This is a genomic window from Photorhabdus antumapuensis (assembly GCF_020387775.1).
GTDB classification, from domain to species: Bacteria; Pseudomonadota; Gammaproteobacteria; order Enterobacterales; family Enterobacteriaceae; genus Photorhabdus; species Photorhabdus antumapuensis.
Genome location: NZ_JAHZMK010000017.1, coordinates 58693 through 72329, shown reverse-complemented (window position 1 = coordinate 72329; position 13637 = coordinate 58693). Strand labels below are relative to the sequence as shown.

The 13637-nt window shown below is 47.4% G+C and carries 13 protein-coding genes; 10 read left to right on the top strand and 3 right to left on the bottom strand.

Annotation, left to right across the window (positions count from 1 at the left end):
- Positions 1–155 precede the first annotated feature (155 nt).
- Together KZ793_RS07700 and KZ793_RS07695 are read right to left on the bottom strand one after the other, a co-directional pair.
- Positions 156–377, bottom strand: a complete 222-nt coding sequence (locus KZ793_RS07700; RefSeq protein WP_049582365.1) for a helix-turn-helix domain-containing protein — start codon at positions 375–377, stop codon at positions 156–158.
- Positions 378–385: 8 nt separating this feature from the next.
- Positions 386–964 (bottom strand): hypothetical protein, encoded by a 579-nt coding sequence (locus KZ793_RS07695; protein ID WP_225814823.1) that lies wholly within the window; start codon positions 962–964, stop codon positions 386–388.
- A gap of 861 nt (positions 965–1825) precedes the next feature.
- On the opposite strand from KZ793_RS07695, the gene KZ793_RS07690 reads away from it, so the two are divergent.
- The 7 genes from KZ793_RS07690 to KZ793_RS07660 all read left to right on the top strand — a co-directional run bounded on the left by KZ793_RS07690 (position 1826) and on the right by KZ793_RS07660 (position 9374).
- A complete protein-coding gene (locus KZ793_RS07690; RefSeq protein WP_225814822.1) occupies positions 1826–2386 on the top strand; it encodes a fimbrial protein in 561 nt (186 codons plus the stop codon).
- Between the two features lie 116 nt (positions 2387–2502).
- Entirely contained in the window at positions 2503–3222 is a 720-nt protein-coding gene (locus KZ793_RS07685; RefSeq protein ID WP_225814821.1) for a fimbrial biogenesis chaperone, read from the top strand.
- Positions 3222–3791 (top strand): fimbrial protein, encoded by a 570-nt coding sequence (locus tag KZ793_RS07680; RefSeq protein ID WP_225814820.1) that lies wholly within the window; start codon positions 3222–3224, stop codon positions 3789–3791. Before KZ793_RS07685 ends, KZ793_RS07680 begins: the two co-directional genes overlap by 1 nt.
- A 75-nt stretch (positions 3792–3866) precedes the next feature.
- Positions 3867–4532: a fimbrial biogenesis chaperone gene (locus KZ793_RS07675; protein ID WP_225814819.1), complete on the top strand. Its 666-nt coding sequence runs from the start codon at positions 3867–3869 to the stop codon at positions 4530–4532.
- A 75-nt stretch (positions 4533–4607) separates the two neighbouring features.
- On the top strand, positions 4608–5345 hold the full coding sequence (locus tag KZ793_RS07670) for a fimbrial biogenesis chaperone (RefSeq protein WP_225814818.1): 738 nt from the start codon (positions 4608–4610) through the stop codon (positions 5343–5345).
- 81 nt (positions 5346–5426) lie between these two features.
- A complete protein-coding gene (locus KZ793_RS07665; protein WP_225814817.1) occupies positions 5427–8069 on the top strand; it encodes a fimbria/pilus outer membrane usher protein in 2643 nt (880 codons plus the stop codon).
- 147 nt (positions 8070–8216) lie between these two features.
- Positions 8217–9374 carry a DUF1120 domain-containing protein gene (locus KZ793_RS07660; protein WP_225814816.1) on the top strand — a complete coding sequence of 386 codons (1158 nt, stop codon included), beginning with the start codon at positions 8217–8219 and terminating at the stop codon, positions 9372–9374.
- Positions 9375–9522: 148 nt separating this feature from the next.
- On the opposite strand, the gene ampE is transcribed toward KZ793_RS07660, so the two are convergent.
- On the bottom strand, positions 9523–10377 hold the full coding sequence (gene ampE, locus KZ793_RS07655) for a beta-lactamase regulator AmpE (RefSeq protein ID WP_225814815.1): 855 nt from the start codon (positions 10375–10377) through the stop codon (positions 9523–9525).
- A gap of 260 nt (positions 10378–10637) precedes the next feature.
- Between ampE and nadC the strand changes: the two genes are divergently transcribed.
- The 3 genes from nadC to gspE all read left to right on the top strand — a co-directional run bounded on the left by nadC (position 10638) and on the right by gspE (position 13636).
- Positions 10638–11528 (top strand): carboxylating nicotinate-nucleotide diphosphorylase, encoded by an 891-nt coding sequence (nadC, locus tag KZ793_RS07650; RefSeq protein ID WP_225814814.1) that lies wholly within the window; start codon positions 10638–10640, stop codon positions 11526–11528.
- A 201-nt stretch (positions 11529–11729) separates the two neighbouring features.
- Positions 11730–12152 (top strand): prepilin peptidase-dependent pilin, encoded by a 423-nt coding sequence (ppdD, locus tag KZ793_RS07645; protein ID WP_225814813.1) that lies wholly within the window; start codon positions 11730–11732, stop codon positions 12150–12152.
- A 41-nt stretch (positions 12153–12193) separates the two neighbouring features.
- On the top strand, positions 12194–13636 hold the full coding sequence (gene gspE, locus KZ793_RS07640) for a type II secretion system protein GspE (RefSeq protein WP_225814812.1): 1443 nt from the start codon (positions 12194–12196) through the stop codon (positions 13634–13636).
- Position 13637: the final 1 nt, after the last annotated feature.

Genomic DNA, 13637 nt, shown 5'->3' with positions numbered 1-13637 from the left:
ACCTGCTTTATTGGTAATCCATTAACACCAAAGAGTAACAGGCTAGATAAAAAACATGAAATAATTAATATTTTCATGCATTTAAAACTGGCTAATGAATATAAAGTTCCATCTTATAAGATACCAAAAGACATACAGTGACTTTATTTGTTGTATTAACGGCTATCCTCTCCATCTTCCACATATTCTAATATATCTCCAGGTTGACACTGCAAATGTTTACAAATTTTTTCCAGCGTCTCAATACGGATACCTTTTATTTTGCCATTTTTCAGCAATGATAAATTTTGCTCAGTAATGCCAATAATGGCTGCTAATTCTTTAGACTTTACTTTCCTTTTCGCTAAGATCACATCCAATCTTATTATAATACTCATGATGATTCTCAGATAAAATAACGTTGCTCATCGCTGATCTTCTTAGATTCACGCATAATTAAGCTAAATATCAAAAGGAATACACCAAACATAATAATAAACAGAGATTCTGAATTAACACCAAACGAGAAACTAAATACCCGCTGTCCTTTTACTAAATCCACAGATAACGCCATTCCTTGTAATGTATTAATCACAGGGTAAAGCAGTTGTTCCAGAATCATCAGGAAACCAATAATACATGAAGCGGAAATATTACGGTTACTCCATATTTCACCTTTAGCAAGCCGGAAAAACAAAATTCCGATTAATACATAAGAAACAGTTGATATGATTAGAGGTATCGTATCCAGCGAGATATAAAGCACCTCACTTAATAAAGATTGCTTAAATCCTTTTGCAATTAATGCGGGCATCAGATCGCTATATGCCTGAAGAACAGCTTGACGAGTGGTATCATGCCATAACGACCAAGAAACAATATGGAACCCCATATCACCAATTACCATAACAGCAGCAATAATAATAGCCAGAAAGCTGAGTAGCTTGATTCTGGGATTCGTTACAAACTCCTGTTTACCACACATTGTGTCATTCCATATACATGTTCAACTAAACTTTCGCTAAAGTACTTTAAAAGTTATCGTATTACAATAATTTTTTATCACTAAATAGACAGAATATGATTCAGGGTAATCGATAAATCATAGCGATAATCATTGAAAACTGTCATTAATTTATTGATAGAAAAAGAAAAAAGTAGTTATTCCTCCCAAAGCAATTTATCCGCCACAGCGATATTTTGTCATGAAGGTTAACAGTGCCGTTTGCACAGGAAGCCCTTTCAAAGCTCAATATGCTCGCTCAATACCAAAAAATTCATAAAAATAGTTAATGTATTTCTTTTGTGAATCTGGAAGTCTTGGTTTTTGGGCAATGATAGGAATAGACGGAACGCGAAGAAAAAGTTGCTTAAGGTTGTGATGGCGCTTTCAGTGGAAGCCAGTTTCTGACACAGGATAAAAAACCGAACATTTAGAGTTATTTTGTTCGGTTATCTTCAACCGCCGGGGCAGTATACGGAAAATTTCATCACTTAAAAGAGATTTTTTGTATTATTTTGTAAAAAATTACTTATTTTTTTGATTTCAAAAGGAAATTATTTCTTAAATTATGAATATTACGAATCGTTTTTAGGCTTTTTTTTGAGCAATTCGATATTCATTTCCTGATGCTAAGGGCTAAGGCTCTCAAACTAAACGATATAAGTCACAAGTCATTTCTTGGCGTGAATATTTTTATATAAATATTTCATCTAGTTAATAACCAAACAAAATAACTCTAAATGACTAGTAAACGCACCGCGTTGGCGGCCTGTCTGTTTAATCTGTCGTGATGTTGTTTTAGGCAAAATGTATGTAAATAGATGTAGATAAGGAATAGATGAAATGAAAAAGCAAATTTTGAAAACCAGCGTATTAGCCGCAGTGCTCCTGAGCATGGGAATGGGTATGGCACATGCTGTGGACCTTGCTAGCAGTCAGGTGACCGTGACAGGTAAAGTGGCAGCGTCAACTTGTGTACTAAATCTTGAGGCCAATGGTAAGAAGATTACCGACACTCTCAACTTGGGCCAAGCTAACAAGACCGATTTCGTTACTAATGACGAATTAGTCAAACCACAGGATTTAACGGTTTCACTAACTAGCTGTAGCGGTGATCAATTTAATACCAGCAATCAATATGCAGCTGGTGCTCAGTTGAAGATTTCTGGGAGCAACGTCGACAGCAATAAATACTTTGGCCTGAAAGACGGCGTAGCAGTAGGTATAAAAAACGCAGATAAATTTGTAGAAAACGGAAATGGCCTTGATTTTGTCAATGCAAATACTGCTGACGCAGCTCTTAAACCGCTAGTACTTAAGGTGGGGCTGGTTGCTAAGGATAAGGATGCTGTGGGAGCTGCTACAGTGAACGCCCCTCTGACTTTTACACTTGTTAGTAAGTAATCAAATTTATACCGAATCAACGCCGTTAGGCATCAGGAACACATAGCCGTGGGATTGGACAGGGAGGTCCAATTCTTACTGACTCAACACCAAACCAGACACATTCAGGTGACTCAGTGAAAAGATTAATGACAGCAATGATGGTGGCCGGTCTGTTAAGCGGCGCGGTCACTGCCGCGAAAGCGGGAGGGGTGAGTATTGATGCCACCCGCATTATCTACCCGGCGGACCACCATGCCGCCACTGCTTCACTACGCAACAGCAGTCAGGAGGCCGTCTATCTGATGCAGGTGGCGGTCAGTGCCGATCCTGCGCAGAAGAAATCCGCGCCGTTTCTGGTAACCCCGCCCTTGTTTCGTATGGAGCCCGGCAGCCAGAATCAGGTGCGTATCATTAAAACCGGTAAGACCTTGCCTGCCGACCGGGAATCCCTGTTCTGGTTTACTGCGAAAGCCATCCCGTTAAGCGCCGAATCCGATAAACATTCCCGGCAGAGTGTCTCCGGCGGGATCCAGTTTGCTCTGGCCCACACGATTAAGCTGATGTATCGCCCGTCAGGATTGCCGGGTTTGCCGGAGCAAGGATTTGGTTCACTGCGCTTCAAACCGACAGCCGCAGGGATAACGGTCACCAATCCGTCACCCTATTACATCACCTTCATCTCCCTGAAAGTGGGCGGGCAGGAGCTGATGACGAAGCAACAGAAAGAGAACATGGTCTCGCCGTTCTCTGCTCTGGCTTTACCGCTCAAGGGGACGCATTACCCAACCAAAGTCAGCTGGACGGTGATTAATGACCTCGGCGGAGAATCATCCTATCAGGGGGAGATACCGTAATGTTAAAACCGTGGCCCCTTATCAGACGGACAACCCTGGCCGGTCTGCTCTGTACCGCCCCCCTGTCCGGGGGAGCGAGCCCCAACACGGCAGAACTGACGCTGGCGCTGACACTGGAGCAGCCAACCTGTGAGCTTAATGTACAGACATCATCCCTTGTGGAGTTCCCATCCGTACCGCTCATGGAAGTACAGCGCAGTAGAAAACATATTAATGCGGAAGGCAGCAAACCCATTACGCTGGCGTTGTCAGGCTGTGCCGGGTCAGCCCGCGCGGGCCGCACCCCGGCCATTAAAATAGCCGGTTCCACGTCAGAAGGCGACCCGACGTTGTTTCGGGATAAAACCTCCACGGTGGCGGGCAATGTGGGCTTTGGCCTGCGCTATCAACCACCGGCAGGCAAATTGGGGGACTACCTGAAAAATGGCGATTATGTGGATTTGGCCTCACCGGGTAACGCCGCCAAAGACAGTCAAATCACCTTCCAGATGGACATGCGGCATGAATCCGGCACAGCGACCCCCGGTAAACTGACCGCATACATTCAATTTCAATTTGACTATCACTGAGTACCGCTCAGGTAACCGGTTTCAGGAGGCATTGTGGAAACAGGTCGGGCACTACTATTCTGGCTGGGGTTAGGCATGACCGGCACAGAACCCTGTCAGGCAGCCGGTCTCAGCCTGAATAAAACCCGGGTGATTTTTACCCAGGGGGAACGGGCGCAGACACTGACGGTGGTCAATACCACCCCGCAGGCGTGGCTGGTACAGGCCAGGATAACGGAAGATCAGGATAACGCCGCCCCGGCATTTGTGGTGACGCCGCCACTGTTCAGGCTGGAGGCCAACAGTCAGAACAGCCTGCGTATCTTGCCCACGTTTAACCGGCCCCCTTTTCCGGTGGATCGGGAATCGCTCAGGTATGTGCAGATGAACGCCATCCCCGCGACTCAGCCGGTGACGGATGAGCCGGTTCGGGATCAGATGTCGATGAGCGTGGGGATGCGGATCAAGTTTTTCTGGCGGCCGCATGGCCTGCCGATGTCGCCAGATGAGGCGTATGGGCAGCTTCGCTTTCAGTCGCAACCCGATGGCATTAAGGCGTGCAATCCCACGCCGTATTTCCTGTCACTGGACAGCCTCATGCTGGACGGACAAGCACTCGATCTGAACCGCTATCCCGCCATGATAGCGCCGCAGGATTGTGTGACCTATGTCGGACAGGAAGGCAAAAAATCGGTGAGCTGGTCGATGATTAATGATTACGGCGGGGCTTCAAACCTGTTTACCGCCAAAGTGGCGCGTTAAATCCGCCCTTGTTTTACCCAGAGGTGGAAAATGAAGAGAGTCAGTCACGGGCAGGGGCGAGCCTGCGGGGGATCAATGATTTACCCTTTCTGTTTCGCCCTGCTGCTAGGGGGCCTGTTAAAGGCGCAGGCGGCGGAGAATCAGGGGTTATCGTTCTCCCCGATGCAGTTATCGTATGTGGCTAAAGATAGCCCAGGCGGCGTGACGCTCAGCATGACGAATCACACCGAACAAGGCTATCTGGTCCAGGGATTTGTCAGCCCGATGGACCCGAACACCGGTCGTTTTGACACCAAAACCGGGCAAGTTCCCCCTTTTGTTGTCCTGCCGCCGTTAAAGCGAGTCGAAGCCGGCGGGAAATTTTCATTCCGTATTCGCCAGCTGGGGGAGAAATTACCGCCGGATCGGGAATCCGCCTTTGTGGTCTCGCTGCGGGCTATCCCGGGTGTCGCCGTACCGGATACAGGCGCACCGGAGCGCCAAACCGGCAAGCATTCGCAGGTGCAGGTCGCCTTACAGATGAACATCCGGCTGTTTTATCGTCCTCAGGGCGTCCCCGCCCGGGATAACGCCACGGTGGCTAAACAGGTGAAATTCTCCCTTCAGGGAACGCAGTTGCGGGTGGACAACCCCACGCCCTACTTTCTGACCTTTTCGGTCCTGAAAGTCGGCAGCCGGCAGGCAGATGACCCCTCCCGTCAGGCGATGGTGCCCCCGAAAGGCATACAAACCTATTCATTTACCGCCGGGGAACAGGGGCCGCTGGTCTGGCGTTTTCCCGGTGACAGTCAGGATCGCCACGTCCCGTTATAACCCGCCGCATCTGCGGACGGGGTACCGGCAAAGTGACCTCAAGATTAACAGCATAAGCTTAATTAGAAGCAGAGATGAGCTATGGCAATAAACATTTTATTTCCGTCTGCACTGCGGGCGGGTAACCAGCGTGCGTCCGATCAGCCGGGCCGTTTCCGGCCCCGTCCGGTATACCTGTGTCTACTGTGTTCACTGACGGCAACCGCTCTGCCCGCCTCCGCGCGGGAATACTTTAATCCGGCATTCCTGATGGGGGCTGACGGTGAACGCAGTCATGTCGATCTCTCGGCGTATGAAAACGCCGGGTATGTCGCGCCGGGACGCTATCTGGTGGATATCTACCTAAATCAGCATAAAGTGGATAACCGCGAGATTGAATTTAGGCTGGTCAACGGCCATCTGCAACCGATATTAACGGTCGCGCAGCTCGAAGAATATGGCGTCAATGTCCGCGGATTACCGGCTTTTCAGGGAAAAGCGAACGACAGCGCCATCACGGATCTGACGAAACAGATCCCGCATGCCCGTTCAACCCTGGATTTCGCCCGTTTGCGTCTGGATCTGAGTGTCCCTCAGATCGCCATGCAGCCTCATCATTCCGGGAGGGTCGATCCGTCCCTGTGGGATAACGGCATTCCGGCCTTTTTGATGAACTACACCGTCAACGGTTCGGAAGGGCGTTATGACAGTCAGGGAACTGGCAGCGGATCACGCTCCCGCAACCTGTTCGCCTCTTTTCGTAATGGGTTGAATCTGGGGCCGTGGCGTCTGCGCAGTACGCAAACTTACAGTTACAACCGTCAGCGTAACGAGGGGTCCACCGGTTTTTCCACGCCGGCACAGACCCAATGGCAGGTGAGTAATACCTACCTGCAACGGGATATCCAGTCACTGCGCGGTGAGCTCACCGCCGGTGAAACCTATACTGGTGGGGACATTTTTGACAGTATCCCGTTGCGGGGCATGAAACTGGCTTCTGAGGAGGCCATGTTGCCTGACAGTCAGCGCGGTTTTGCCCCGGAGATAACCGGGGTGGCGAACTCCAATGCCCAGGTGACCGTCTCCCAGAATGGCTATACCGTCTATCAAACCACGGTAGCGCCGGGGCCGTTTCGTCTTAACGATCTGTACACCACCGGGGGTGCAGGCGACCTGACGGTCACCATCAAAGAGGCCGATGGCAGTACCCGGGTCTCCACCCTCGCGTCTTCGTCTGTGCCGGTGATGCAACGGCCCGGCGGCATTAAATATGAATTGACGACCGGTCAATATCACGGCGGCAACCTCACCGATGGCAGCCGTTCCCCGGTATTTGCGCTGGGCACACTGGTTTATGGTTTGCCACACAATATCACCCTGTACGGCGGCGGGCTGGCCGCAGGCAACTACCAGTCGGGGGTATTAGGCTCAGGCGTGTCACTGGGGACATTTGGTGCCCTGTCTGCGGATGTGACGTTTGCCCGCGCCCGGTTGCAAGGGATTAAGGGTCAGGAAGATAACCAGCAACAGGGCCAATCTTATCGGGTGAAATACGCTAAGAACCTGATCAGTACCGGCACCAGCATTGATCTGGCCGCCTACCGTTATTCCACTCAGCATTACTACAGTTTCAGTGATGTTAACAGCATGGGGTACAGCCTGAATGAATATCAGGTACCGTGGGCGCTTGACCGACGTCAAAGCACCTGGCAGGTAAATCTGCGTCAGACACTGGGACGCTGGGGCAGTCTTTATGCCTCCGGGACGCGCAACGATTACTGGAATGGCCGTACCGACAACAATCTGAGTCTGGGTTACAACGCCATGCTGATGGGGATCAGCTATAACCTGAGTTATAACGTTTCGCGTATAAAAGGCGAGGGCCACTGGCCGGAGAACCGCCAGCTGTCATTTAATATGCAGATCCCGCTCAGTCTTTTTGGATCATCGTCGGCGTTACAGGGCGTTTACACCCGCTATACGGCCTCACGCGACTCGCAGGGTCATACCACTCAACAGACCGGCATCAGCGGCATGTTATGGGATAACCGCCTGAATTATAACCTCCAGCAAGGCTGGGGACACAGCGGCCAGCAAAACAGCCGGTCTTTGTCTCTGGGTTATCAGGGCAGCCAGGGCAGTGTGAATCTGGGCTACAACGACAGCGCCAATAGCCATCATTTCACCTACGGAACTTCCGGCGCCCTGCTGATCCATCCTTACGGCATGACGCTATCACGCTCACTGGGTGATGAAGCGGTGTTGGTCCGCGCGCCCGGCGCAAAAGGGGTGACGGTCAGTAACGGCAACGTGCAGACCGACTGGCGTGGCTACGCCGTACTGCCGGGCGGATCGGTCTACCACAAAAACACCATCAATCTGGATCCGTCCACCCTGCCGGACGGGGTTGATATTGACCAGACCAGCAAGAACGTTTATCCGACCAAAGGGGCCGTGACACTGGCCAATTATCAGGTTCGCTCAGGCAGCCAGTTGCTGCTGACGCTGACACATCATGGCAAACCCGTGCCCTTTGGTGCCACCGCCACGCTGGCAGGGAATGCCCCTCAGGCCGGCGGCGGCATTGTCGGCGATAACGGCCGGGTTTATCTGAGCGGCATGCCTTCTGCCGGTCGCGTGAAAGTCAAATGGGGAAACGGGGCCACACAGCAATGCACCACCCGTTATCAGGTGCCGTCCGAGACCCCCGGACAACTGGTACAGGCCGATGCCGCGTGTCTGTAAGCGTTACCGTCATATGGGCGCCATGATATGAGGGCCCGGTGAGACATCACCGGGGGCGCTTTTGCCTCCGGGGGACCGCCAAAGTGAGGTTATCCCCGGAAGTTAAACACGCGATTTGAACAGATAAGTCATTTGGAGAGAAGAAGAATGTTAAACACTGAACGTTTGTGGAACGGTCATGCAGAGAACCCCGTTCCAGCCCTCATGGGTCTGGGGGTATCACTGTTTTTTTTACTGACCGCGTTGCCGCTCCAGGCGGCAGAGACTTATCAGGACTGCGAAGCTGAACTGGTGAGTCAGGTGAGCAATGTCACCGTCACCGGCTATGCCATGATGCCGAACAACAAAGATAAGCGTAATTATTCACCAGATGAGATAGTGGGTTATACCACCAGCGGTCCCCTTGACTGGTCGACAACCTGTCGTGTTCCGACTGGAACACAGTTTATGGCCTACACCGTCGCATCGGGAACGCGCCCATTAATCTCTTCGTCGTCACCGGGTAGCGTCCGGGTAGGACGGGCCGGCGACTTTATGGTTGATATCAGGCAATCTGCCTTCTCTTGCCAGACACACGGCTCATCCGGTACTTATCGCTCAGTCAATCTGGCAGAGGGGAATGCGGGCGTTAACATTCCCTGCATCCCGGATGCCAACGGTCTGGTTGATATCAGTGTCCGGACGGTGACCGGGGCGATTTACCCGGACAGTGACGGCAATTTCAATGCGAAGGGAGGCAGTTCCCTGTCCGTGGGCGCAGTCGGCTGGACTCCGGCAGCCATATCGGGTTTTAACGGCCTGCTGAAACCCCTGTGGACCACGGTTACCCTTTCACCCGTTAAAAAGCCGTCCACCTGTGCGGTTGTCCTGACACCGTCATCGGTGGATTGGGGCACGGTGAAAAGAGCCGGTAAACAGGCGGGAGACCCACTGGCGCCGGCCAGACAGATCGGGATAAACAGCACCTGTTCCGGCGATGACGAGGTATTCCAAAATTCACACCTGCTCTATCGGATCGATGGACCCTTCGTGCCGGGCAAACCGAATGCGCTGGCCTCGTCAATAGATCAGGTCGCCTTCGCGTTCTTCGATTCTGCCAATAACCCCTTATCACTCAGTACCGGGCACCGAGGGTCAGGGGAGAACGCGAGATACGTTAAGGTCGGGGACGATAGTTATACCGCTTCAACGCAACTGTCTGTGGTGCCAATTCTGTTGAAGACCGACGGCGCCGGCGGGCTAGCCCGGGCTGTCGCGGTGATTTCCGTGTGGTCGGATGTTAATTTCGTCGCACCGTCGGCTTAATTGTTGCTATTGTGTTGTTGATATTGTTGCAGCGCCAATAGGCGCTGCACAAACCCGCGCTGATCGCTAAGGGAAAATCAAACAATTCCATAGACAGGATGATTAAATTCATAAAACCCAAACTAGTCAGAGTCATTAAGCCAACGAATCAAACCAATGCCCCATAAATCGTCAGTAAAGCAACGACGACAATGATAGAAAAAGTCACCTTTTTCGCCAATATCACCGCTGCAACAGGCGTTTGAATTGAATCAATATGGGGCTCGCGACTTAATGAAAACTGAGCAAGCTGACAAAGCACTTTATATTGTGAAGTTCTTAAATCACTAAGAGAAGCAACCCACGCCGGTAAAGCTCGTTCGCCATGCCCTAATAAAGCATAGGCAACGCCAGCCAGACGAGCAGGAATCCAGTCCAACCAATGCAACAAGCTATCAACGCCAGATTGCGCTCGCTGAACCGGTGTACCATACTGCGCTAACCATCCCTGATAAGCCCTCAAAAAACCATATCCCATCAAAGCAACCGGACCTAATTTACCCGCTACAATCAACCAAAAAATCGGCGCCAGATAATAGCGAAAATTTATCCATAGCAGCGCATTTTGCATCTCTCGCAACATATTCTCTTTGTTGGCATCAGAAGGTAAGCCATGAATAATTGCGAGACGCGTAAGATATTTTCTCTGTTGTTCCCTGTTATCTTGATGAACAGTACGAAAATATTCACGATAATCATTCCGTAAGTGCCCTGCTCCAATGCACAGCAAACAAATCAGCACCCATAAAATCAGCTCAAGAATCCCGAACATAAAATCATTTAATATTTCAATCATTAACCATGTAATCACCATGACGGCTAACGTCATTAAAAGACTTTTCCATAACGAAAAGGATTTTATATCGGCAAACAGTGGCCCAAGACGGTGCTCCAATTGCCAATGGTCACCCATTTTAAAAACTCGTTCCCACGCCAACACTAACAACAGTATAAAGAGAGTCATTCTTTCTGCTCCTGCAACAATTGCTGATAATGTGTCCAATCGAAATAAAGTCCCAGATCAATTTTTCTTCCCAGAACAACATCATTATAGCCAGTGATATGCTCTCGTTTATATCCGGGTCTACCTATAAAAATCATTGTGTAGTACAACAAAGCCTTCATATTAAATCTAGACGACAAAACCAAGATAGTAGTTGTTCACTACACAACAGGGTAGCATGTTAAGACCATTAATATTGTTATCACCCCTGGAGCTTTTTAATGACAAAACAAAATTATAATCCAGAGCAACGCCGTACTGTTCTGATGGCGCACTTACAGAACGATATTCCTGCCAATGTAACCCTCGCACTAAAAGAAGATTTGGGCGGAAACACAAGTTTCACTTCTGATATTACCGGCCAATTAATTCCAGCAGATAAACAAGCCACCGCAGTAATTATCACTCGGGAAGATGGCATTTTCTGTGGACAGCAATGGCTGAATGAAGTTTTTACTCAATTAGGCAACCAAATCTCCATTGAATGGTTAGTCAAAGATAGTGATGCGATTACAGCCAACCAAAAACTTTGCATATTACGAGGCCCAGCTCAGATATTACTGACCGGTGAACGCACCGCCCTTAACTTTATTCAAACTCTCTCTGGTGTTGCAACGGAAGTCAGTCGTTATGTCCACCATCTTGCCGGTCTAAAAACCCAATTACTTGATACGCGCAAAACGCTACCCGGATTACGCACAGCCCTAAAATATGCCGTACTTTGCGGTGGAGGTAATAATCACCGCCTTGGATTATTCGACGCTTTCCTTATCAAAGAAAACCATATTATTGCCAATGGCTCTATTAAACAGGCAGTAGATAAAGCTCGTTATTCTCACCCTAATGTCCTTGTTGAAATCGAAGTAGAAACTCTAGATGAACTCATTCTGGCACTAAAAGCTCATGTTGATATTATTATGTTAGATAATTTTACTATTCCAATGATGAAAGAAGCCGTCGCTATCGCATCAGGTAAAGTCACTTTAGAAGTATCCGGTAATATCACTCTGGATACTCTGCGCAGCTATGCTGAAACAGGCATCGACTTTATTTCTGTTGGAGCACTCACTAAACATATTAGAGCATTAGATCTCTCCATGCGCTTTCAGTAATTAGCAATAATGATATTGATGGTGGTGTAAATCAACAATTGATAGCTAGCAAATTTGCGAACACCACCATAAATATTTTTGCAAACCTTGCAACTAATAAATCTTTTTTCGAGTCAATTCCATAACCCTCATACATCCTGTTTCATTTCTTTCTCTTTCCTTCATTATCTATATCGCAATACCACAACACGGAGAAAGAATATGAAACAACAAGGATTTACTTTAATGGAGATCATGGTTGCCATTGCTATCATTTCCATCTTAAGTGCTATTGGTATTCCTAGTTATCAAGGATATATCCAGAAAGCCGCTTTAACAGATATACTACAAAATATTGTACCTTATAAATCAGGTATAGAACTTTGCAGTTTTGAAATTGAAGATTTCAATGGTTGCAATGCAGGAGCAATGTCAATTCCCAAAGAACATAACAGCAGATATATCGAAAACATCTCAGTTAAAAATGGGGAAGTCACCATTAACGGGAAACAGAGTCTTAAAAACCTCAGTGTTATATTAAAGCCGATACTAAATACACAAACAGGTGTAATTAAATGGAGTATTAAATGTGAATCAGCAAACAGTTCATTAAAGAGCCGTTGTCAGGAAATATTTGAATTTTAATTCATTACTCTTATCAATATATATTTATACAGGAAGCAACAATGAACTCACTTTCAACAGCAGAAAACACATTGATGGAAAGAGAAATTTATGATATTTGTCAACGCCACCAATCTGTTGTGATAAAAAAAGATGATAATACGATAACAATTGCCAGCAACGAATTACCTAATGATGATTTATTATCAGCATTACGCTTTATTTCCGGATGTATTGTTAATGTAGAAATTTGGCCACTGGCAAGGATCGAATCAGTATTACATCAAAATATTTCACTGAGTCATGTACCAGAGGAAGAATCCTCTCTATTACCACTTACAACTGATATCAATACAGATGAAAATGATGCCCCTGTCATTCAACTAATTAATCAAACTTTATTAACTGCAATTCAACGGCGTGCATCCGATATTCATTTTGAACCATTCCAACAGGGTTATCGTATCCGTATTCGGGTTGATGGCGCATTACACCTCTTGTCTTCGCCATCTCATCAAATGAATGCAAGCATTGCCGCACGTCTTAAAATAATGGCAAAATTGAATATTGCCGAAAAACGGTTACCTCAAGATGGGCAATTTGATTGGCCTGACACCCGACACAACTATGCTATCCGTATGGCGACTTTGCCAACCATACACGGAGAAAAAGTTGTGCTTAGAATATTAAATACAATGCAGCAACTGTCGCTAGATCAATTAGGTATTCCTGACCCATTGCTAAATCAGCTCCGACAAAAACTGGCATTACCACAAGGAATGATTTTAGTGACTGGCCCGACAGGTAGCGGGAAAACCGTAACTTTATATAGCTGTTTACAATATCTGAATCAGAATAAAAAGAATATTTGCAGTGTAGAAGATCCCGTCGAGATCCCACTGAACGGCATTAATCAGACACAAACTAATAGCAAAATCGAGCTCAATTTTGCCAAAGTATTACGGGCACTGTTACGACAAGATCCTGATGTCATTATGGTGGGAGAAATACGTGATAGCGAAACAGCCGAGATTTCAGTAAAAGCGGCACAAACAGGTCATCTGGTTCTTTCTACATTGCATACTAATTCAACCATAGATACATTATCTCGCCTACAAAATCTGGGTATTTCAGGTTATATGGCTGCTTCTTGTATCAAATTAATTATCGCCCAACGACTTGTCAGAAAATTATGTCTTCATTGCCGCAAGCAACAAACAGAAGAAACCGTTATTAATATTGAAAATAATTCTCTATCTATTAAGCAATGGCTGGCAGTTGGTTGTGAGCATTGTTTCTCCGGTTATTATGGCCGAACGGCTATTTATGAATTTTTAGAAATAACTTATGACATCCAACAAATATTATCAGAACAGAATCCTAAAAATGTGCAAAAAACCATTATGACCCAAAGAAAAGACACTTTACTTTCATCCGGTGTTTTATTAGTGGAAAAAGGCATCACTACACTAGAAGAAATTTATCAAGTCACAGGTCAGGAATAAT

Excerpts from the sequence above, each read along its gene's own strand:
- KZ793_RS07700 (WP_049582365.1), bottom strand. The coding sequence starts at position 377 with ATGAGTATTATAATAAGATTGGATGTGATCTTAGCGAAAAGGAAAGTA.
- KZ793_RS07695 (WP_225814823.1), bottom strand. The coding sequence starts at position 964 with ATGTGTGGTAAACAGGAGTTTGTAACGAATCCCAGAATCAAGCTACTC.
- KZ793_RS07690 (WP_225814822.1), top strand. The coding sequence starts at position 1,826 with ATGAAAAAGCAAATTTTGAAAACCAGCGTATTAGCCGCAGTGCTCCTG.
- KZ793_RS07680 (WP_225814820.1), top strand. The coding sequence starts at position 3,222 with ATGTTAAAACCGTGGCCCCTTATCAGACGGACAACCCTGGCCGGTCTG.
- KZ793_RS07675 (WP_225814819.1), top strand. The coding sequence starts at position 3,867 with ATGACCGGCACAGAACCCTGTCAGGCAGCCGGTCTCAGCCTGAATAAA.
- KZ793_RS07670 (WP_225814818.1), top strand. The coding sequence starts at position 4,608 with ATGATTTACCCTTTCTGTTTCGCCCTGCTGCTAGGGGGCCTGTTAAAG.
- KZ793_RS07665 (WP_225814817.1), top strand. The coding sequence starts at position 5,427 with ATGGCAATAAACATTTTATTTCCGTCTGCACTGCGGGCGGGTAACCAG.
- KZ793_RS07660 (WP_225814816.1), top strand. The coding sequence starts at position 8,217 with ATGTTAAACACTGAACGTTTGTGGAACGGTCATGCAGAGAACCCCGTT.
- ampE (WP_225814815.1), bottom strand. The coding sequence starts at position 10,377 with ATGACTCTCTTTATACTGTTGTTAGTGTTGGCGTGGGAACGAGTTTTT.
- nadC (WP_225814814.1), top strand. The coding sequence starts at position 10,638 with ATGACAAAACAAAATTATAATCCAGAGCAACGCCGTACTGTTCTGATG.
- ppdD (WP_225814813.1), top strand. The coding sequence starts at position 11,730 with ATGAAACAACAAGGATTTACTTTAATGGAGATCATGGTTGCCATTGCT.
- gspE (WP_225814812.1), top strand. The coding sequence starts at position 12,194 with ATGAACTCACTTTCAACAGCAGAAAACACATTGATGGAAAGAGAAATT.